Source organism: Methylotenera sp., assembly GCF_029946165.1.
GTDB lineage: Bacteria > Pseudomonadota > Gammaproteobacteria > Burkholderiales > Methylophilaceae > Methylotenera.
On the sequence record NZ_JAQSDZ010000018.1, the window covers coordinates 104,798 to 124,607 of the forward strand.

Sequence of the window (19,810 nt, forward strand, 5' to 3'; positions counted from 1 at the left end):
AATTTATAAAAAGCCTATTTCACAGTCACATTTAAAATTTTATGAGTTTATATAACCCTACCCGCGATCAAGCCCGTCAATTTTTGTTTGATGCTTGGTCCAAATTCAAGCAGCAATTAAGCCTGACCGATTTAGAAAAAATCGCGGTAGAAGTCATACAAATGCATCCTGAATATCATGTGATATTGGATTCGCCAGAGCGCTTCATGCACCAACAATATTTTCCTGAAATGGGCGAGACCAATCCTTTCCTGCATATCACCCTGCACTTGTCCGTGATAGAACAAATTAGCATCAACCAGCCTATAGGCATCACGCAGATTTATGATAAATTACGTCAGCAACACAACGATACGCATCTTGCGTATCATGACTTAATTGATTGCCTAGCCGAAACCATTTGGCATTCACAGCGGAATAATCAAGCTTTAGATTCCGAACATTATCTGAAATTGCTCAAACAAAGGTCAGGACTAATGACATGAGTGAAAACTTAATGAATAAAAATGTCAATGACTGGCTAAATGACCATGGCGATTATCTATATCGCTTTGCCTTAGCAAGGCTACGCGACCCTCATCAGGCTGAAGACGCGGTACAAGAAACCTTGCTAGCTGCGATTAAGAGTAATAGTTTTGAAGGTGATTCATCCGCTAGAACTTGGTTGACGGGCATACTTAAACATAAAATCATTGATTTGCAACGTAAACAAATTCGCGAACAACCGCTTTCAGACTTAATAGATTTAGATGCGTCAGACACCAGTATGGATGACTTTTTTGACAAGAGCGGTCATTGGCTGGATAAACCTCAAACCCTAGATATGCCAGAAAATGCACTTGAGCAAAAACAATTTCTTAGTATTCTAAGTGGCTGTATAGACAAACTGCCTGCTAAATTAGCGGCTATTTTTATGATGCGTGATGTGCATGAAGTGGAAAATGAAAATATTTGTAAGGAACTTGATATTACCGCGACCAATGCTTGGGTGATGTTGTATAGAGCTCGAATGGGGTTAAGGAAATGTTTGGAAATAAATTGGATTACTAGCTAGTCTTATGGATATCATAAAATGAAATTAATGCTTAGCTGTAAACAAGCCAGCCAGATTATCTCGCAATCATTAGACAACCCATTGTCATGGTCAGACCGCATGAAATTGAAGTTTCATCTTTTGATGTGTGATGCTTGCACTAACTTTAATCGGCAATTACGATTAATTAAAAGTTCAATTCGTCGCATGAGACATGAAACTGAAAATGACACCTCTGTACAACTTACTGTAGATGCAAAAGCCAGAATTAATCAGGCAATTAATTCTAATCATCTTTAAACGCTTATTTTAAGTTTTATCATTTAATTTTTAAAGGAATTATCATGAACAACACACAAAAAACCATCGCTCTTGCACTTAGCGGCGCATTCGCTTTATCAATCGCAACAACTTCAGTGGCTGCAGCGCAAAATCCATTTGCGGCAAAATCATTATCATCTGGTTATCAAGTGGCTGAGGCCGATACCAAAATGAAAGATGGCAAATGTAGTACTGGTAAATGTGGGGCCAGCAAAAAATCAGTGAAAAAGACAGAAGCTGACAAAGCAAAAGAAGGCTCATGCAGTGCTGACAAGATGAAGGACGGCAATTGCAGTGCTGAGATGAAAGCTTCTGCAGAAAAAGCTCATGAGGGTTCTTGTAGCGCTGAAAAAATGAAAGATGGTAACTGTAGTGCTGAAATGAAAAACAAAGCAAAATAATATTGATTTATTAACTGCTGAAACTTAGTTGTTTCAGCAGTTAATATTTTATGTTTAATCAATCAATCAACAACAGTATTAACGGCGTGGGCGTGGGGCTAAAGCGCGAGCTTATTCCTCAAATCCAAGCCGCTTTTGGTGATATCTCCATTGCCAATCTAAATTTCGTTGAAATTGCGCCAGAAAACTGGATAGATATTGGTGGCAAAGCAGCCAAACAACTTGATTGGTTTGCTGAACGCTACCCAATTGTTTGCCATGGTTTATGCCTTTCTCTTGGCGGCCTAGCGCCACTCGACACTAAATTCTTAACCCAAGTGAAGCAATTTCTATCGCAATATCATATTCCGCTTTATACCGAACACTTAAGCTACTCAACTGACGGCTACAAAGGTGAGCAAGGCTATCTATATGACTTGTTACCAATCCCGTTTACTGAAGAAGCCGTGCACTATGTTGCTAAACGCATACGTCAAACTCAAGATATCCTTGGTCAGCGCATCGCCATAGAAAATGCTTCTTTTTATGTTCAAGCACCGATATCAACGATGGATGAATTGACTTTTATTAAAGCCGTGTTGACTGAGGCTGACTGTTTATTACACTTAGACATCAATAATATTTACGTGAATAGCGTTAATTTCGGCTTTGATGCACATGAATTTTTGCGCGGCATACCAGGCGAACGTATCATTTACGCGCACATGGCGGGGCATTATCAGCAAGCGCCAGACTTATTGATTGATACCCATGGCACCGACGTGATAGACCCCGTATGGGCATTACTTGAAGAAGCTTACCAACTGTTTGGCGCATTCCCCACTTGTTTAGAACGCGACAATAATATTCCACCTTTGCCAGTGCTAATGCGTGAAGTGAACAAAATTGCTGACTATCAACGGCATGCAAAATGACAACTAAAGACCTGCTTAGTTTTCAGCATTACCAACTAGCATTCACTTCGCATATCCGTGACCCACTCAATCAACCTAGGCCAAAAAATGTAAAAGCCAATGGCATGGATGTGTATAAAGAGATTGTATTCAACAACCTCTTTGAATCAGTTTCAGCTTGTTTTCCTGTCGCGCAAAAGGTCATCGGCAAGCGTGGATGGCACAAGTTAATCCGCGGGTTCTTTAGTGATCACTCTTCAGCTACACCCATTTTTAGAAAGATTCCCGAAGAGTTCCTTGCGTACTTGTCTAAAGTTAACGCAGTTACGCCAGAAAGTTTCCCGGTTTATTTAATTAGCCTTTGTCATTACGAATGGGTTGAGTTGCTTGTTTCAACGATGAAGGAAGAAATAGATCAACGTAATATCAATGCAATAGGTGATTTACGGTTGAGTCAGCCTGCATTTGCACAGACAATGCAGCTACTCAATTACGAATATGCTGTGCAAAAAATATCGCCACGCTATAAGCCAAAAGACAAAGTGAACTCACAACTTTTAGTCTTTAGAAATACAAACTTTGAAGTGAAGTTTATAGAGCTTAATACCATTACGTACAGGTTAATAGAATTACTAAAGCAAGATAAGCTGAATTGTGAGCAAGCACTCACTGTGCTTGCGAGAGAGATGAATCCAGCCGAAACTGAAAGTATTATTCAGTTTGGCTTAGATATATTGGAAGATTTAAGAAGCCAAGGTGTGATTCTAGGTGTGTATTGAAATAGTTGAGACTTATAATTAACTAAAATGTAAAAGCCTAACTAATCAAAGCTCACTTGCTGCATCTGCCTTTCTTCAAGCGTCACCAGCAAGTCTTTTTGCGCTGCTTGTCCCATATCCCACCAAGCTTTAATTTCATCGATAGTGCGGTAGCAGCCATGACACAAACCACTTTCCTCATCCATTGCACAAACGCCAATACACGGTGATTTCACTTCTGCTTGTATATTATCAGACATAAATTTAACGCTTTTCAGTATTTTGAGTGGCTGTGATTAACTTAACTTTGATTAACTTAACTTTTAATTAACTCAGTATGCCATGACATTGTTTATATTTTTTGCCAGATCCGCATGGGCATGGGTCATTACGGCCGACTTTCACCCCATCGCGAATAACTGGCTGACCGCTAGCTAATTGGGCTTCATTGTCGTCTGAATTTGCTAAAGCTTCGTCATAATCAGCGTGCTGATAATGTACGTTTTCTAATTCCACTGGGTTTTCTACCGCCTCAACATCAGCCTCAGTTTTCACTTGAACAAGCATAGTCACTTTGGTAACTTCGCTCTTCACTGTATTGAGTAAACCTTCAAATAACTCAAATGCTTCACGCTTATACTCTTGCTTAGGATTTTTTTGGGCATATGAGCGCAAATGAATACCTTGACGTAAATGGTCTAGTGCAGCCAAATGCTCACGCCAATGATTATCCAAGCTTTGTAACATCACAGAACGCTCAAATTGACGCATTACATCTGGGCTTGCCTGTTGCTCTTTCTCAACGTAGGCGCTATTTGCTGTTTCAATTACGCGCTCACGTAGAGTTTCTTCATGCAAATCTGGGTTTTCTTCCAGCATTTTTTGTAAAGGAATATCTAAATTTGCCTCTGCTTTTAGTTCACGCTCTAGACTTGGAATATCCCATTGTTCTTCAACGCTATTCGGTGGAATGTGGGTTGCAATCAAGCTGGTAAGCACGTCTTCACGCATCGCTTTAATGGTGTCAGCAACGTCAGCTGCTTCTAATAACTCATTACGTTGCTCGTAAATCACTTTACGCTGATCATTGGCCACATCATCGTACTCAAGCAATTGCTTACGAATATCAAAGTTACGACCTTCAACTTTACGCTGTGCATTTTCAATCGCACGCGTGACCCACGGATGCTCAATGGCTTCGCCCTCAGGCATATTGAGTTTTTCCATAATCGCTGAAACGCGATCAGAAGCGAAAATGCGTAGTAATTGATCTTCTAATGAAAGGTAAAAACGACTTGAACCCGCATCCCCTTGACGACCAGAACGACCACGCAACTGATTATCTACACGACGTGACTCATGACGCTCAGTACCTGCAATATGTAAGCCGCCAGCAGCCAAAACCGCTTCGTGGCGTTGTTGCCATTCTGCTTTAAGTTGCGCTATTCGAGTTTCTTTTTCAGAATCGCTAATCGCTGCATCGTGCTTAACTGCTTCTATGTCAGCCTCAGGATTGCCGCCTAAAACAATATCGGTACCGCGACCAGCCATATTAGTGGCAATCGTAATCACACCAGCACGACCAGCTTGGGCAATAATATGCGCCTCACGCTCATGTTGTTTCGCATTTAACACTTGGTGTTCTAACTTTTCAGCATTCAATAACTTAGAAATCAGCTCTGAGTTTTCAATAGAAGTTGTACCTACCAGCACGGGTTGACCGCGACTTTGGCAGTCTTTAATGTCTAAAATAACCGCAGCATATTTCTCTTGCGCGGTACGATATACTTTATCCATATTGTCTTTACGCAACATAGGGCGGTGCGTTGGAATTACCACTGTTTCTAACGCATAAATCTGATTAAATTCATAAGCTTCTGTATCCGCAGTACCTGTCATACCAGAGAGTTTGGTATACATACGGAAGTAGTTTTGGAATGTGATAGAAGCCAGCGTCTGGTTTTCTTTTTGAATTTCAACGCCTTCTTTTGCTTCAACCGCTTGATGCAAGCCATCTGACCAGCGACGACCTGGCATCATACGGCCATTGATTTCATCCACAATCGTAATTTCACCATCACGGACAACATAATGTTGATCTCTATGATAAAGGTTACGCGCACGCAATGATGCATATAAATGATGGACTAAAGTAATGTTAGAAGCTTCATACAAACTTGAACCTTCGGCGAGCAAACCAGCTTCTGTCAGAAGGTTTTCAGCGTGCTCATGACCTTCTTCAGACATGACGACATTTTGGCCTTTTTCATCTACCCAGAAATCGCCAGCGCCCTCTTCTTCAGTTTGTGCAACTAGTTTAGCTGCAACCACATTAATTTGATTGTAAAGCGCAATACTGTCATCAGCTTGACCTGAGATAATCAGCGGTGTGCGTGCTTCATCGATTAAAATCGAATCAACTTCATCAATCAAGGCATAGCTTAAACCGCGTTGAACCCGATCTTCACTTCTGTGCACCATGTTATCGCGCAGATAGTCAAAACCGTACTCATTGTTAGTTCCGTAAGTGATATCCGCCGCATAAGCTGCGCGCTTTAAGTCCGTTGGCATTTGCGATAAATTGATGCCGATTGAAAGACCTACAAAGTTGTAAAGCTTGCCCATCCACTCGGCATCCCGCTTAGCCAGATAGTCATTCACCGTCACTACATGAACGCCCTTACCCGCTAATGCATTGAGATAAACTGGCAATGTCGCACATAAAGTTTTACCTTCACCAGTACGCATCTCGCCGATTTTGCCTGCATTAAGCACCATGCCGCCTATCATTTGCACATCAAAATGACGCATACCGAGCGCACGTTTACCACCCTCACGCACCACGGCAAACGCTTCTGGCATTAATTGGTCTAAAGTCTCACCTTTGGCATAACGCTGCTTAAACTCCTCAGTTTTAGCTTTTAAAGCCTCATCTGATAAAGCTTGCATGGCAGGCTCTAGCGCATTAATTTGCTGTACTTTTTGCGCGTACTGCTTAACCAACCTGTCGTTACGGCTACCAAATAATTTTTTGAACAACGTAGATATCATGAAATGAGTGACTTTCGACTTGAGAGGATAATTGCTTTTTTAATGAAGGATATTTTTTGTAAGCTGCACAGCAAAGTGCAATTTCTTTATTTTAGTTTTAAGATACTTTGTTAACAGTTAACTGCGTCATATATGGGGCTTATTCTTATAAATTCAATTGCTAGCTTTAAGATATTTTCTAGGATCCAGCGCATTACCATTTAACCTAATTTCATAATGTAAATGCGCCCCTGTAGAGCGCCCTGTACTTCCTACCAATGCTACAATCTGGCCTTTTTCAACACGACTACCAACTTTAACCATAAGTTTTGAAGCATGGGCATAACGGGTTTCTAAACCAGACCCATGATCAACTTTGACAATGTTACCATAATCTGATGTACGTTCTGCAGTTGTGACCATTCCCCCTGCTGCCGCATAGATAGGAGTACCCACTTCTGCGGAGAAATCTAAGCCTTCGTGAAAAGCTTTATTGCCATTGAATGGATCGATACGCCAGCCATAGCTTGACGAATTAAATACCGCATTCACAGGGCTTCTGTTTGGTAACATGTCCTTTAAAACGCCCTGTTGTAATAATTTCGCTTCTATATCGCTTAGATATTCTGTATCAAAATCAATCTTAGCCATAGTTTCGGTAATTTTTTGTTGTAAATCTAACTCAGTTATTGGTGCATTAAGCACCAACGGCCCTCCGCGGCTAGCAGGGTCAGCTTTACTATTCTTAGAGTTTGAATTATTGGAGTTTGAGCTATTGGTGTCTAGATTATGGCTTATGGGTATTATTTTTTCTAATGCAGGCTTTTTTTCACCCGCCATTTTAGCAAGGCGTTCACTTTGCGCATCTAGGCGCATAATACGTGCCTGCAACTCGCCTAGTTGTAGCGCATAGGCATCTAAATGTTTTTGTGGATTATTAATGCCTAACGCAAGCTTAAGTTTTGAGGGGATCAATGATTTATCCCCTTGTTGCGTTGCAGGCTCCTGTGGCACAATCAGGAATAGCATGATCAATACTGGTAACGATATCAGTAACAGCGCTAACAAGCCTACATGTAGCGTTGATAGCGTTTTTGCTTTCGCCATGTTATTTGAGACAAAAATGATATTCATAGCAGCCCTAATTACCACTCCAGTGACTCGTACCGATCATAATGCGTCAGTTTAACTCTTTACTTAAACAACCCGAGCTAATTGCTTTAAATGCGCGCAACTTAGAGGCTCAAGCTGCACAAGAAATCTGGAAAGCGGTTGCGCCTGATAATTTGGCCCAATTCAGCCATGCAAGCAGCATTAAAAATAAACAATTTAATTTATTTGCTGACAACAATGCAGTTGCTGCAAAAATTAAACTTTTTATACCTAGCCTATTGATTAAGCTAGAAAACCAAGGGTGTGAAGTTACTTCAATTCAGGTAAAAGTGCAAGTAAAATCTACCCCGCCTCCTAAAGCAAAACGCATTAAGAAGCTGAGTTCGCATGCGGCAACAGAGCTAAATCAACTCTCAGAAAAGCTATCTGGCACCCCGCTTGGTGAGGCGCTAGCCAGATTAGCTACAAAAGCTAAGTGAAAGTTTAATCACCCAGTTTCTAGAATTTTCCCCGCCCCTTTCCCATCTCTAAATAGCCAAAAAATCGTCTTAAATCTATAGGTTGTTAGCCGCGCTTAATAGTGCAATAATGGCCCGTTGTTACAAATTATTTACATTATTTAAATGTCACTTGATTGAAGTAAATTGCAGCATCAGTTTTGGTAAGGTTTTTGGCACTTAGTCTTAAATTTGTATTTGTTTTATTTTTAACATTTTAAATTTAGTTTTTAAATATTGTTTTAAGTTAGCGATTTATAAAAATTTAGATAGGGAGAAGTCATGTCAGCACCACTAATGATTGCCGTCGGTGCCGCTATTCTAGCGGTGTTATACGGTGTAGTAATGAGTAAATGGATTAGTAATTTACCAGCAGGCAATGCGCGTATGCAAGAAATCGCAAGCGCAATTCAACAGGGGGCAGCGGCATATTTAGCTCGCCAATATAAAACCATCACTATCGTCGGCATTATTCTAGCCATTTTAATTGGCGTATTTCTTAATATCACCACGGCTATTGGCTTTGTTATCGGTGCTTTTTTATCTGGTGCCTGCGGCTTCATCGGCATGAACGTGTCAGTAAAAGCTAATGTGCGCACAGCACAAGCCGCGACTGGCGGAATTGCACCTGCACTAGATGTAGCATTTAAAGGCGGCGCAATCACAGGTATGTTGGTAGTTGGTTTAGGCTTACTTGGCGTGGCAGGCTTCTACTGGTATTTGGGTGGCGAAGCTGCAACAGACCTGAATCCGCTCATTGGTTTAGCTTTTGGCTCATCACTTATCTCCATATTTGCACGGCTTGGTGGAGGTATATTTACCAAGGGCGCTGATGTGGGCGCGGATTTAGTGGGAAAAGTGGAAGCAGGTATTCCAGAAGACGATCCGCGTAACCCAGCAGTGATTGCGGATAACGTGGGTGATAACGTGGGCGATTGCGCAGGCATGGCCGCCGATTTGTTTGAAACTTATGCAGTGACCTTAATCGCGACTATGGTGTTAGGCAGCCTACTACTCAGTAACGCTGGCGCCAATGGCACGCTCTACCCTTTGATGCTCGCGGCTGTTTCTATTGTGGCTTCTATCATTGGTTGCTTCTTTGTTAAAGCCTCACCTGGTATGAAAAATGTAATGCCAGCTTTATATAAAGGCTTAGCCGTAGCGGGCACTTTATCTTTGACTGCATTTTACTTTGTAACAATGAAAATGTTCCCTGAAGGCTTAATGGCTGGCGATTTAGCTATCTCTGCAAATCAATTATTTGGTGCTTGTGCAGTAGGTTTAGTCCTCACCGCCGCGTTAGTGTGGATTACCGAATATTACACTGGTACTGATTACGCGCCGGTTAAACACATTGCACAGTCTTCAACAACTGGTCACGCGACAAACATCATTGCGGGTATTGGTGTTTCCATGAAGTCTACTGCTTGGCCAGTACTTTCAGTTTGCGTGGCGATTTTTGTGTCACATTATTTAGGTGGCTTATACGGCATCGCAATTGCGGCAACTTCCATGCTCAGCATGGCAGGTATTGTTGTAGCGTTAGACGCTTATGGCCCAATCACCGACAATGCAGGTGGCATTGCTGAAATGGCTGGCCTACCTCCAGAAGTGCGTGATGTGACTGACCCCTTAGATGCGGTTGGCAATACGACCAAAGCCGTGACTAAAGGTTATGCAATCGGCTCTGCTGGCTTAGCAGCATTGGTGTTGTTTGCAGATTACACGCACAAACTACAAGGTTCAGGCATAGACGTTAAGTTTGACCTAAGCGACCCAATGGTGATTATTGGCTTGTTTATTGGTGGTTTAATCCCGTTTTTGTTCGCTGCGATGGCGATGGAAGCCGTTGGCCGCGCAGCGGGTGCTGTGGTTGAAGAAGTACGCCGCCAGTTCCGCGAAATCAAGGGCATTATGGAAGGCACAGCTAAACCAGAATACGGCAAAGCCGTAGATATGCTCACCACTGCCGCGATTAAAGAAATGATGATTCCATCCCTCTTACCAGTCGCTGTACCAGTGGCTGTTGGTCTATTGCTTGGCCCTGTTGCATTAGGTGGTCTATTAATGGGTACAATTGTGACAGGGCTATTCGTTGCGATTTCAATGTGTACTGGCGGCGGTGCTTGGGATAATGCCAAGAAATACATCGAAGATGGCAACCACGGCGGCAAAGGTTCAGAAGCACATAAAGCGGCTGTGACTGGCGACACTGTTGGCGACCCTTACAAAGATACAGCTGGCCCGGCAATAAATCCGTTGATTAAAATCATCAATATTGTGGCTTTATTAATTGTGCCATTGCTACATATGTAAGTTAATTAACTGTAGTCAATAAAATCATTGATTAATAAAAAGGCGGCTTCGGTCGCCTTTTTAATAGACTACGATAAAATGGCTAATCGATAGCATTGAATGAAAGATGATGCACATAACGTCATCACCGTTAAATTAGGAAAACTACTTGAGACATTCTGAATATCATCGCTCACATCATATTGGCTGGCTACGAGCCGCAGTATTGGGCGCCAATGACGGCATAATTTCAACCTCTAGCTTGATCATTGGCATTGCGACAGCGCATGCCACGCACCAAAATATTTTACTCACAGGGATGGCTGGTTTGGTTTCTGGTGCTATGTCGATGGCTGCTGGCGAATATGTTTCTGTGAGTTCTCAATCGGATACTGAGACAGCCGATTTAGGGCGCGAGCGAGATGAGCTAGCGACTCAACCTGAACATGAGTTAGAAGAACTCACTAGCATCTACATTCACCGCGGTTTAACACCTGAGCTTGCCAAGCAGGTGTCGAAGCAACTCACAGCACATGATGCACTGGCTGCGCACGCTAGAGATGAGCTGGGGATTATAGATACGATGAATGCACGCCCAATACAAGCCGCCCTAGCTTCTGCAGCTACATTTGCAGTTGGCGCTGCATTACCTCTATTCATCGCATTTATTGTTTCTACAGCTAATATCGTGCCTTTTGTTGCGTTGACATCACTGGTATTTCTGGCTTTACTTGGTGGCTTGGCGGCAAAAGTTGGGGGCGCGAATGTTTGGATAGGCACCGGACGCGTCGCCTTTTGGGGTGCGTTGGCAATGGCCGCGACGGCTGGCGTTGGCAGCTTGTTTGGCGTTGCGGTAGCTTAATTTGTAATAAATTTAGCTAATAAAAAAGGCAGCTCTCGCTGCCTTTTAATTTACTTAAAAACGTAAATCTTACATAAAACCCAAGTCAAACTTAAAACCTAGCTCAGACCTTAAAATGCTGGTTTAACCATCGCGCTATTGTAATTAGCTACGCCTTCAAGAATCTCTTTTTTCGCTTGGTCAATATCGCCCCAACCGTTGATTTTCACCCATTTGCCTTTATCTAAATCTTTGTAGTGTTCAAAGAAGTGTGAAATCATATTCAAACGCCAATCTGACACATCGGTATGTGCTTTCAAGTGGCCATACAAACCGCAAACTTTTTCAACTGGCACGGCTAGGACTTTAGCGTCTAAACCAGCTTCATCTTCCATCAATAACACACCTAATGGACGGCAACGCACAACCACACCAGGAATTAATGGTACAGGCGTCATCACTAATACATCTACAGGGTCACCATCATCAGCAAGCGTATGCGGCACATAGCCGTAATTGGTGGGGTATTGCATGGCTGTACCCATAAAACGGTCTACAAAAATCGCGCCGCTGTCTTTATCAACTTCATACTTAACTGGATCACCTTGCATTGGAATTTCAATGATAACATTGAAATCATTTGGTACATCTTTGCCGGTTGGCACATCATTTAGCGACATTGCTTTTTCCTAGATAATTAAATGTATTGGTTAATTCTGAGATCTAATTTTGAGCCGCAATTATAGCAAGCAGAATGCCCATCGTATCAAAGGCTTGTAACTAAATTATGACTTTAGCCTGCTCTCGACAGCTTTGAATGATTTCTTTAGGAATGAAGAATAACGCGATATACAACAAAAGTGGGATGATAACGACATCATCTAGCTGGCCTAATATCGGGATAAAATCAGGAATCAAATCAAATGGCAATAACAAATACCCAATGGCTAGCCACAAGCACACTTTGGCAGGCAATGGCGTTTGGGGGTGTTTAAGCACTAAGCGATAAACCTCAAACTCCTGTTTGAGGTGTTTAGTTAAGGACTTTAGTTTTTCAAACATTTATTATTGTTTAACTTCTTAGTCAGCAACTAGTGGATGACCCGTTAAGCGCTCAAAGGCTTCCATATATTTTTCACTGGTTTTTTGTGCAACATCTGCTGGCAATGCTGGGGCTGGTGCAACTTTATTCCAACCAGTACTTTCCAACCAATCACGCACAAATTGCTTATCATAGCTTGGTGGATTGCTTCCAACAGCGTAACTATCAGCAGGCCAAAAACGTGAGGAATCTGGCGTTAACACTTCATCCATCACATGCAATACACCATTTGCATCCAAACCAAACTCGAACTTAGTATCGGCAATAATAATGCCGCGAGTAAGTGCATATTCCGCTGCTTGTTGATAGAGCGCAATGGCAACTTTTGCAACTTGCTCCGCCATATCTTGACCAATCAAATCTGCACATTGTTGCAAGCTAATGTTTTCATCATGCTCACCCACCGCCGCTTTGCTGGATGGCGTAAAAATTGGCTTAGGCAATTTAGAAGCTTCTTGCAAGCCAGCAGGCAATTCAATACCACAAACGGTACCTTTAGCTTTGTATTCTTTCCAGCCGCTTCCTACTAAATAACCTCGCACAATCGCTTCGATAGGCAAAGCTTTTAACTTTTTCACAACAACCGCACGAGAGCCAAGCTGCGCTTGCTCTGCAGGACTTCTCACCACAGACTTTGGGTCAATGCCTGTTAAATGATTTGGCACAACATTTTTAAGTTTCTCAAACCAAAAATTAGCCATCTGCGTCAGCATTGCACCTTTATTGGCAATGCCTGTCGGCAATATCACATCAAAAGCTGAGAGGCGGTCTGTGCTGACTAACAACATGGTATTAGCATCTATATCATAAATATCACGCACTTTGCCTTGGTGGATACGTTTAAGGCTTTGGATGGAGGTTTCTAATAAAGGTTTGTTCATATGGATTTGTTTATATGGTTTATTGATACGGCTTATTGTTAAAGTCGAGCTAAGTCATGCTGATAAAAATACAATTATCCTATTATAAACTTTATCTATGTAGACCTGAGTGATGAATTGATTAATTCAACCGATTCGTTTTGCTGAAAGTGCCTGATATTTAACAAGCCATTCATCTCGTCAACGCAATTATTGGCCTTGCTTATTCTCACCAATTTTCACTATTTTGAGTGTATTTGTCCCACCCGGGCTACCAATCGGTTCACCAAATGTAAGCAGAACTGTATCGCCCAACTCAACCGCTTTTTGCTGCAGTAAGACTTGCTCCATTTCCTGAAGAATTTCGTCCCTATTTTTAGTGCCTTGCTCTATAGGAAATGGATACACTCCGCGATGCAAAGTCAGCTTTCTACGCGCGTATTTATCTGGTGAAAGCGCATAAATCGGCATCTCCGAATCTGCGCGAGATAGCCATTGTGCAGCATTCCCTGACTGCGTAAGTGCAGCAATGGCTTTCACTTTTAAGTGCTGCGCGGTATAAATCGCAGCCGCAGCTATCGCTTCATCAGTCTTAAGAAAGACTTGTTCAACTCTTCGCGCATGAGGTTGTATGTAATACTCTTTTTCAGCTTCCATCACCACGCGATGCACCGCTTGCACACTTTCTAAAGGATACTGTCCTGCCGCCGTTTCAGCCGACAGCATGATCGCATCAGTGCCATCTAAAACGGCATTAGCCACATCAGAAACTTCAGCGCGCGTTGGAATTGGGCTGTTAATCATAGACTCCATCATTTGCGTGGCGGTAATCACCAATTTATTTTGCTCACGCGCCATGCGTATCATGCGTTTCTGCAAGCCTGGAATAGCCGCATCGCCGACTTCCACGCCCAAGTCACCACGCGCGACCATAATCGCATCTGAGGCGTCAATGATAGACTCTAAATTATCAATCGCTTCAGCACGCTCAATTTTGGCAATAATGTTAGCCTTACCGCCAGCTTGTTGCACTAATACGCGAGCAAGCTCCACATCTAACGCTGTTCTAGGAAAGGACAAGGCAACATAATCCGCCTCTAATGCAACGGCGGTTAGAATATCTTCACGATCTTTTTCTGTAAGCGCTTCAGCCGACAAACCACCGCCAAGGCGATTGATGCCTTTATTATTGCTTAATACACCGCCATTCATCACTAAGCAATGAATCTGATTACCTTTTACTCTATCTACTTGCATGGTGATACGGCCATCGTCTAGCAGCAAAATAACGCCTTCCACAACTTCTTGCGGTAATGTTTTGTAATCCAAACCAACATGATCTTGATTACCTAATTGGCAATCAGAATCAAGAATAAAAATGTCACCAGTTTTTAAAGTGATTTTGCCCAGCTCAAACTTGCCAATACGTATTTTGGGGCCTTGCAAATCACACAGAACGCCAATAGGGCGGTTCAACTTTAAGGCAATGGAACGCACCATTTCTGCCCGATTAATATGTTCTTCCGCGCTTCCATGCGAGAAGTTTAATCTCACTACGTTAACACCAGCCATAATCATGCGCGCCAACATTTCCTCACTATTGGAGGATGGGCCTAGTGTTGCAACAATTTTTGTTTTACGTAATGTCAAAGTAATGCCTTTTTAACTCTTTATAACTACAAGTATAAGCTTAAATTTCAAATAAAAATGGGGCTTATCGCCCCATTTTTGTATAACTACTATGAGAAGTTAAGCTGAGGCTCTCTGCTCAAGTATCTCAACGGCTGGTAATTTTTTACCTTCTAAAAACTCTAAAAATGCACCACCCGCGGTTGAAATATAATCGACTTTATCTTCGATGCCATATTTCTGTATGGCAGCAATCGTGTCACCGCCACCAGCCAAGGTAAAGGCTTTAGTATTGGCAATCGCATGGGCAATTGTCTTTGTACCTTCACCAAATTGGTCAAACTCAAATACACCAACTGGGCCATTCCAAACCACAGTACCAGCATTTTTAATAATCTCTGCTATTTCATTAGCAGATTTTGCGCCAATATCAAAAATCATATCGTCGACAGCGACATCAGCCACGTCTTTCTTAATGGCAGGCTCATTTGCATCAAATTTCTTACCGCAAACAACATCTACTGCTATAGGCACCGCCGCTCCCCTTTGGTTCATTTTGTCCATTAAGGTGCGGGCGACTGGTACTAAATCATCTTCACAAAGTGATTTACCTACTTCATTCCCTGCGGCTTTCAAAAAGGTATTGGCGATACCACCACCCACCACCATTTGATCGACTTTTTCTGACAAACTCTCAAGCACAGTCAACTTAGTTGAAACTTTACTTCCGCCGACAATCGCGACCATAGGGCGCGCTGGACTAAGCAGGGCTTTTGTTAGGGCATCTAACTCATTCACTAATAAAATACCTGCGGCAGCGACAGGTGCGAACTTTGCCACGCCATGCGTTGAAGCTTCTGCACGATGCGCTGTACCGAATGCATCCATTACAAAGATGTCACAAAGTTTGGCATATTTTTGTGACAATTCGTCGTTGCTTTTTTTCTCACCTTTATTGAATCGGCAGTTTTCTAATACTACTAATTCACCGGCAGCGACTTCAAAGCCACCCTCTACCCAATCTTTAACTAAACGTATAGGTTTTCCTAGTTTGGCAGAAATTACATCAACCACTGGTTTTAATGAATTTTCTTCTGAAAAAACACCTTCTTCAGGACGACCTAAATGCGATGTCACCATCACTTTTGCACCCGCTTTAAGTGCATATTCAATCGTTGCCATCGATGCTGAAATGCGAGCGTCAGAGCTAACTTTGCCATCGGCGACTGGTACATTTAAATCCGCACGTATTAAAACGCGCTTACCATTTAAATCTAAATCCGTCATTTTAATTACATTCATTCTCTGAAACTCCTCAATATCCATCTATAACACTGGCAATATATCCACGCACACTATTTTTACTGCTCTTACGACTTTATCCAGTAAAACTCGATTTTATCTTTATCGCCCATGGCTTTTTCTATAATCGCGGCTAAATCCAAATCAGCACCACGTGCCTTCAATGTTTCCAAGGCATCCCGATTTACCCAATACTCTTGGTCATCTTTATGCTCTTCGGTTAATTCATCATTCAAAAACTTTAATTGGGCGTAGCTAATCTGACCTAACCAACGATTAGTGCTTTTATCTTTCAGCGTAATCATCTATTTCCTTACTTTTAAAATTTGGAATCAAATCGAAATAGGCTGAAATCAGCCCATTCAAATGACACAACTTACACCAGTTACTTGGCGATATGCTGCACTAAACGCATCAAGTTACAGGTATAACCATACTCATTGTCATACCAAGCGACTATTTTTACGAAGGTTGGATCTAACAAAATACCTGCATCTGCATCAAATACTGATGGGCAGGTTTCACCACGGAAATCGGTAGAAACAACTTTGTCAGTAGTGTAGCCAAGCACGCCTTTTAACTCGCCTTCAGAGGCTGTTTTCATGGCTTGGCAAATAGCTTCGTAAGTTGCATCACTGTTTAACTCGCAAGTTAAATCAACTACTGAAACATCTGATGTTGGCACACGGAAAGCCATGCCTGTGAGTTTTTTGTTCAAGGCTGGAATCACTTTACCAACAGCTTTAGCCGCACCAGTGCTTGATGGGATGATATTTTCCAAAATACCACGACCGCCACGCCAGTCTTTATTTGATGGACCATCTACGGTTTTTTGCGTTGCTGTAGCCGCATGAATTGTGGTCATTAAGCCACGTTTAATGCCAAAGGCATCGTTTAATACTTTAACTACTGGCGCGAGGCCGTTAGTTGTACATGATGCGGCTGAAACAATCGCCTCACCTTTATATTCTTTATGATTCACTCCATAGACAAACATTGGTGTGTCATCTTTACCTGGTGCAGATTGCACTACTTTTTTAGCGCCTGCATCTATATGTTTTTGACAAGTTTCTTGGGTTAAGAAGAAGCCTGTACATTCAATTACGATATCAGCCTGAACTTCATCCCATTTCAGGTTTGCTGGATCTTTTTCAGCAGTTAAGCGTATCGTTTTGCCATTCACCACTAAATGATTACCACTGACAGACACATCGCCTTTGAATCGACCATGCACAGAATCATATTTGAGCATATAAGCCAAATAATCTGGCTCTAACAAATCGTTAATTGCGACCACTTCAATATCAGTAAAATCTTTGATTGCCGCACGAAACACCATACGACCGATACGACCAAAACCATTAATTGCTACACGAATTGCCATGATAATCCCTAATTTTTGATGTCAATAATCGCCATGTAAACGAAAAGCAAAATGATTAAATGACGTAAAGAAATACTAATCTCATAAACAAATAGGGCACCTCACAAGTGAGGTGCCCTATTAAACTAAGCAGCTAGTTAACTACAGCGCTTAAAATTAAAGCACCTTAAATTACAGTACTGATTTTACCGTTGCAACAACATTTTCAACTGTGAAGCCGAAATGTTTCATTAACACGCCACCAGGAGCTGATTCACCGAATGTATCGATACCAACAACAGCACCTTCTAAACCTACATATTTACGCCAGAAGTCAGTTACACCAGCTTCAACAGCCACGCGTTTAACACCTGGAGTTAATACGCTGTCTTTGTAAGCTTTATCTTGACGGTCAAATACGTTAGTTGATGGCATTGAAACTACGCGTACTTTAGTACCAGCAGCGTTCAATTCAGCAGCTGCTTTAACCGCTAATTCAAGTTCAGAACCGTTAGCGATAATGATAACTTGTGCGCCAGCAACATCAGACAATACATAACCACCTTTGCGCATTAAATCAAATTGTGCAGCATCATGTTTCATGCCTGCAACGTTTTGACGGCTTAATACTAAGCTAGATGGACCATCTTTACGCTCAACCGCAGCAACCCAAGACACAGCAGTCTCTGTTGAGTTACCTGGACGCCATACATCCATGTTTGGAATCAAGCGTAAACCAGCAGTATTTTCGATTGGTTGATGTGTAGGACCATCTTCACCTTGACCGATAGAGTCATGTGTTAACACAGCAATGGTGCGTTGTTTCATCAATGCAGCCATACGCAATGCGCTCTTCGCGTAGTCAGAGAACATATGGAATGTACCGCCGAATGGTACTAAACCACCGTGTAATGCCATACCGTTCATGATTGCAAACATACCGAATTCACGTACGCCGTATGAGATGTAGTTACCTGGTTTTTTAGCATCAACGTGAACAAAGCTAGCAGTTGAAGTTAAGTTTGAACCAGTTAAGTCAGCAGAACCACCTAAGAATTCTGGTAACAATGGCGCTAATGCACCGATAACGTTTTGTGAAGCTTTACGTGTTGCAACGCCTTCTGCTTTTTCGTTTGTAGAAGCGATAATTGCATCAGTTGCTTCTTTCCAGTTAGCTGGTAAGTCACCTGACATGCGGCGTGTGTATTCAGCAGCTTCAGTTGGGAATGCTTTTGCGTATGCAGCAAATTTATCATTCCATGAAGATTCAGCAGCAGCGCCTTTAGCAGTTGCATCCCAACCAGCGTATACATCAGCTGGGATTACGAATGGCTCGTGGTTCCAACCAATGTTTGCACGTGTAGCAGCAACTTCTTCTAAACCTAATGCAGAACCGTGGCAGTCGTGTGAACCACATTTGTTTGGTGAACCCATACCAATAACAGTTTTACAGCAGATCAATGATGGTTTGTCTGTTACTTTTTTAGCAGCTTCAATTGCAGCGCCGATTGCAGCAACATCATGACCATCTACTGACTGAACGTGCCAGCCATATGATTCAAAACGTTTAGCTGTATCGTCTGTGTACCAACCTTCAATGTGACCATCGATAGAAATACCGTTGTCATCCCAGAATGCTGTTAATTTACCTAAGCCCCATGTACCAGCTAAAGCACAAGCTTCGTGAGAAACGCCTTCCATCATACAACCGTCGCCTAAGAACACGTATGTGCTATGGTCAACAATGTCGTGGCCGGGTTTGTTGAATTGGTTAGCTAATAACTTTTCAGCCATTGCGAAACCAACCCCGTTTGCAATACCCTGGCCTAATGGACCTGTTGTTGTTTCAACGCCAGGAGCATAGCCGTATTCTGGGTGACCAGCACATTTTGAATGCAATTGACGGAATGTTTTTAGTTCGTCGATTGGCAATGCATAACCTGTTAGGTGTAGCAATGAGTAAATCAGCATTGAACCGTGGCCGTTAGAAAGCACGAAGCGATCACGATTTGTCCAGCTTGGATTCTTTGGATTATGGCTTAGATGGTTATTCCATAGTTCTTCTGCAATTTCTGCCATGCCCATAGGCGCACCTGGGTGACCAGAGTTTGCCTTTTGTACCGCATCCATAGATAACGCACGGATGGCGTTGGCTAGGTCTTTACGTGTTGCCATAGATTTCTCCCTAATGATTAACTTGTAGTTTTACGATTCGAATCTGACTAACTAACTACTTGAACTACACTGCAAGTCTTATACAAACTCGAATAAAACCCTGATTGAATTCTTTAAAAAATCAGCGCAATACACTGCTTTTTGGTAAAAGTGAAATTATTGCTTAATTACCCTTTTTCGGCAAGGGCTTAGGTTGT

20 protein-coding genes are annotated in these 19,810 nt (G+C 42.2%); 9 read left to right on the top strand and 11 right to left on the bottom strand.

Annotation, left to right across the window (positions count from 1 at the left end; all coding sequences use genetic code 11):
- The first annotated feature begins 41 nt into the window (after positions 1–41).
- The 6 genes from PSV17_RS10080 to PSV17_RS10105 are packed head-to-tail and all read left to right on the top strand — an operon-like array spanning position 42 to position 3,427.
- Complete coding sequence (locus PSV17_RS10080; protein WP_300482181.1) at positions 42–485, top strand: DUF1841 family protein; 444 nt, start codon at positions 42–44, stop codon at positions 483–485.
- Between the two features lie 11 nt (positions 486–496).
- Positions 497–1,054 (top strand): sigma-70 family RNA polymerase sigma factor, encoded by a 558-nt coding sequence (locus tag PSV17_RS10085; RefSeq protein WP_300482328.1) that lies wholly within the window; start codon positions 497–499, stop codon positions 1,052–1,054.
- 18 nt (positions 1,055–1,072) lie between these two features.
- On the top strand, positions 1,073–1,333 hold the full coding sequence (locus PSV17_RS10090) for a zf-HC2 domain-containing protein (protein ID WP_300482184.1): 261 nt from the start codon (positions 1,073–1,075) through the stop codon (positions 1,331–1,333).
- Positions 1,334–1,377: 44 nt separating this feature from the next.
- The gene (locus PSV17_RS10095) at positions 1,378–1,755 is read left to right on the top strand and encodes a hypothetical protein (protein ID WP_300482186.1); all 378 of its coding nucleotides are present in this window, start codon (positions 1,378–1,380) and stop codon (positions 1,753–1,755) included.
- Positions 1,756–1,805: 50 nt separating this feature from the next.
- The gene (locus PSV17_RS10100) at positions 1,806–2,669 is read left to right on the top strand and encodes a DUF692 domain-containing protein (protein WP_300482188.1); all 864 of its coding nucleotides are present in this window, start codon (positions 1,806–1,808) and stop codon (positions 2,667–2,669) included.
- On the top strand, positions 2,666–3,427 hold the full coding sequence (locus PSV17_RS10105; protein ID WP_300482190.1) for a putative DNA-binding domain-containing protein: 762 nt from the start codon (positions 2,666–2,668) through the stop codon (positions 3,425–3,427). Before PSV17_RS10100 ends, PSV17_RS10105 begins: the two co-directional genes overlap by 4 nt.
- 41 nt (positions 3,428–3,468) lie before the next feature.
- Here the strand turns inward: PSV17_RS10105 and PSV17_RS10110 are convergent, their stop codons facing one another.
- The 3 genes from PSV17_RS10110 to PSV17_RS10120 all read right to left on the bottom strand — a co-directional run bounded on the left by PSV17_RS10110 (position 3,469) and on the right by PSV17_RS10120 (position 7,570).
- Positions 3,469–3,666, bottom strand: a complete 198-nt coding sequence (locus PSV17_RS10110) for a DUF1289 domain-containing protein (protein WP_300482192.1) — start codon at positions 3,664–3,666, stop codon at positions 3,469–3,471.
- 67 nt (positions 3,667–3,733) lie between these two features.
- Entirely contained in the window at positions 3,734–6,457 is a 2,724-nt protein-coding gene (gene secA, locus PSV17_RS10115) for a preprotein translocase subunit SecA (protein WP_300482194.1), read from the bottom strand.
- Positions 6,458–6,610: 153 nt separating this feature from the next.
- Positions 6,611–7,570, bottom strand: coding sequence for a M23 family metallopeptidase (locus tag PSV17_RS10120; protein WP_300482196.1), 960 nt, complete (start codon positions 7,568–7,570; stop codon positions 6,611–6,613).
- Positions 7,571–7,611: 41 nt separating this feature from the next.
- Here PSV17_RS10120 and PSV17_RS10125 point away from each other — a divergent pair, with 41 nt between their 5' ends.
- The 3 genes from PSV17_RS10125 to PSV17_RS10135 all read left to right on the top strand — a co-directional run bounded on the left by PSV17_RS10125 (position 7,612) and on the right by PSV17_RS10135 (position 11,203).
- Complete coding sequence (locus PSV17_RS10125; protein WP_300482197.1) at positions 7,612–8,028, top strand: DciA family protein; 417 nt, start codon at positions 7,612–7,614, stop codon at positions 8,026–8,028.
- 300 nt (positions 8,029–8,328) lie between these two features.
- Positions 8,329–10,362: a sodium-translocating pyrophosphatase gene (locus PSV17_RS10130; protein WP_300482199.1), complete on the top strand. Its 2,034-nt coding sequence runs from the start codon at positions 8,329–8,331 to the stop codon at positions 10,360–10,362.
- Positions 10,363–10,510: 148 nt separating this feature from the next.
- A complete protein-coding gene (locus tag PSV17_RS10135; RefSeq protein WP_300482201.1) occupies positions 10,511–11,203 on the top strand; it encodes a VIT family protein in 693 nt (230 codons plus the stop codon).
- A 110-nt stretch (positions 11,204–11,313) separates the two neighbouring features.
- Here the strand turns inward: PSV17_RS10135 and ppa are convergent, their stop codons facing one another.
- The 8 genes from ppa to tkt all read right to left on the bottom strand — a co-directional run bounded on the left by ppa (position 11,314) and on the right by tkt (position 19,613).
- Positions 11,314–11,862, bottom strand: coding sequence for an inorganic diphosphatase (gene ppa / locus PSV17_RS10140; protein WP_300482202.1), 549 nt, complete (start codon positions 11,860–11,862; stop codon positions 11,314–11,316).
- 100 nt (positions 11,863–11,962) lie between these two features.
- On the bottom strand, positions 11,963–12,244 hold the full coding sequence (locus PSV17_RS10145; protein ID WP_300482205.1) for a DUF1232 domain-containing protein: 282 nt from the start codon (positions 12,242–12,244) through the stop codon (positions 11,963–11,965).
- A gap of 18 nt (positions 12,245–12,262) precedes the next feature.
- Positions 12,263–13,165: a phosphoribosylaminoimidazolesuccinocarboxamide synthase gene (locus PSV17_RS10150; protein WP_300482206.1), complete on the bottom strand. Its 903-nt coding sequence runs from the start codon at positions 13,163–13,165 to the stop codon at positions 12,263–12,265.
- 189 nt (positions 13,166–13,354) lie between these two features.
- A complete protein-coding gene (pyk, locus tag PSV17_RS10155) occupies positions 13,355–14,794 on the bottom strand; it encodes a pyruvate kinase (protein ID WP_300482208.1) in 1,440 nt (479 codons plus the stop codon).
- 99 nt (positions 14,795–14,893) lie between these two features.
- Positions 14,894–16,075, bottom strand: coding sequence for a phosphoglycerate kinase (locus PSV17_RS10160; protein ID WP_300482210.1), 1,182 nt, complete (start codon positions 16,073–16,075; stop codon positions 14,894–14,896).
- Positions 16,076–16,143: 68 nt separating this feature from the next.
- A complete protein-coding gene (locus tag PSV17_RS10165) occupies positions 16,144–16,380 on the bottom strand; it encodes a hypothetical protein (protein WP_300482212.1) in 237 nt (78 codons plus the stop codon).
- Between the two features lie 80 nt (positions 16,381–16,460).
- On the bottom strand, positions 16,461–17,459 hold the full coding sequence (gene gap, locus PSV17_RS10170) for a type I glyceraldehyde-3-phosphate dehydrogenase (protein ID WP_300482214.1): 999 nt from the start codon (positions 17,457–17,459) through the stop codon (positions 16,461–16,463).
- 171 nt (positions 17,460–17,630) lie between these two features.
- Positions 17,631–19,613 (bottom strand): transketolase, encoded by a 1,983-nt coding sequence (tkt, locus tag PSV17_RS10175; protein WP_300482215.1) that lies wholly within the window; start codon positions 19,611–19,613, stop codon positions 17,631–17,633.
- Positions 19,614–19,810: the final 197 nt, after the last annotated feature.

Excerpts from the sequence above, each read along its gene's own strand:
- PSV17_RS10080 (WP_300482181.1), top strand. The coding sequence starts at position 42 with ATGAGTTTATATAACCCTACCCGCGATCAAGCCCGTCAATTTTTGTTT.
- PSV17_RS10085 (WP_300482328.1), top strand. The coding sequence starts at position 497 with ATGAATAAAAATGTCAATGACTGGCTAAATGACCATGGCGATTATCTA.
- PSV17_RS10090 (WP_300482184.1), top strand. The coding sequence starts at position 1,073 with ATGAAATTAATGCTTAGCTGTAAACAAGCCAGCCAGATTATCTCGCAA.
- PSV17_RS10095 (WP_300482186.1), top strand. The coding sequence starts at position 1,378 with ATGAACAACACACAAAAAACCATCGCTCTTGCACTTAGCGGCGCATTC.
- PSV17_RS10100 (WP_300482188.1), top strand. The coding sequence starts at position 1,806 with ATGTTTAATCAATCAATCAACAACAGTATTAACGGCGTGGGCGTGGGG.
- PSV17_RS10105 (WP_300482190.1), top strand. The coding sequence starts at position 2,666 with ATGACAACTAAAGACCTGCTTAGTTTTCAGCATTACCAACTAGCATTC.
- PSV17_RS10110 (WP_300482192.1), bottom strand. The coding sequence starts at position 3,666 with ATGTCTGATAATATACAAGCAGAAGTGAAATCACCGTGTATTGGCGTT.
- secA (WP_300482194.1), bottom strand. The coding sequence starts at position 6,457 with ATGATATCTACGTTGTTCAAAAAATTATTTGGTAGCCGTAACGACAGG.
- PSV17_RS10120 (WP_300482196.1), bottom strand. The coding sequence starts at position 7,570 with ATGAATATCATTTTTGTCTCAAATAACATGGCGAAAGCAAAAACGCTA.
- PSV17_RS10125 (WP_300482197.1), top strand. The coding sequence starts at position 7,612 with ATGCGTCAGTTTAACTCTTTACTTAAACAACCCGAGCTAATTGCTTTA.
- PSV17_RS10130 (WP_300482199.1), top strand. The coding sequence starts at position 8,329 with ATGTCAGCACCACTAATGATTGCCGTCGGTGCCGCTATTCTAGCGGTG.
- ppa (WP_300482202.1), bottom strand. The coding sequence starts at position 11,862 with ATGTCGCTAAATGATGTGCCAACCGGCAAAGATGTACCAAATGATTTC.
- PSV17_RS10145 (WP_300482205.1), bottom strand. The coding sequence starts at position 12,244 with ATGTTTGAAAAACTAAAGTCCTTAACTAAACACCTCAAACAGGAGTTT.
- PSV17_RS10150 (WP_300482206.1), bottom strand. The coding sequence starts at position 13,165 with ATGAACAAACCTTTATTAGAAACCTCCATCCAAAGCCTTAAACGTATC.
- PSV17_RS10160 (WP_300482210.1), bottom strand. The coding sequence starts at position 16,075 with ATGAATGTAATTAAAATGACGGATTTAGATTTAAATGGTAAGCGCGTT.
- PSV17_RS10165 (WP_300482212.1), bottom strand. The coding sequence starts at position 16,380 with ATGATTACGCTGAAAGATAAAAGCACTAATCGTTGGTTAGGTCAGATT.
- gap (WP_300482214.1), bottom strand. The coding sequence starts at position 17,459 with ATGGCAATTCGTGTAGCAATTAATGGTTTTGGTCGTATCGGTCGTATG.
- tkt (WP_300482215.1), bottom strand. The coding sequence starts at position 19,613 with ATGGCAACACGTAAAGACCTAGCCAACGCCATCCGTGCGTTATCTATG.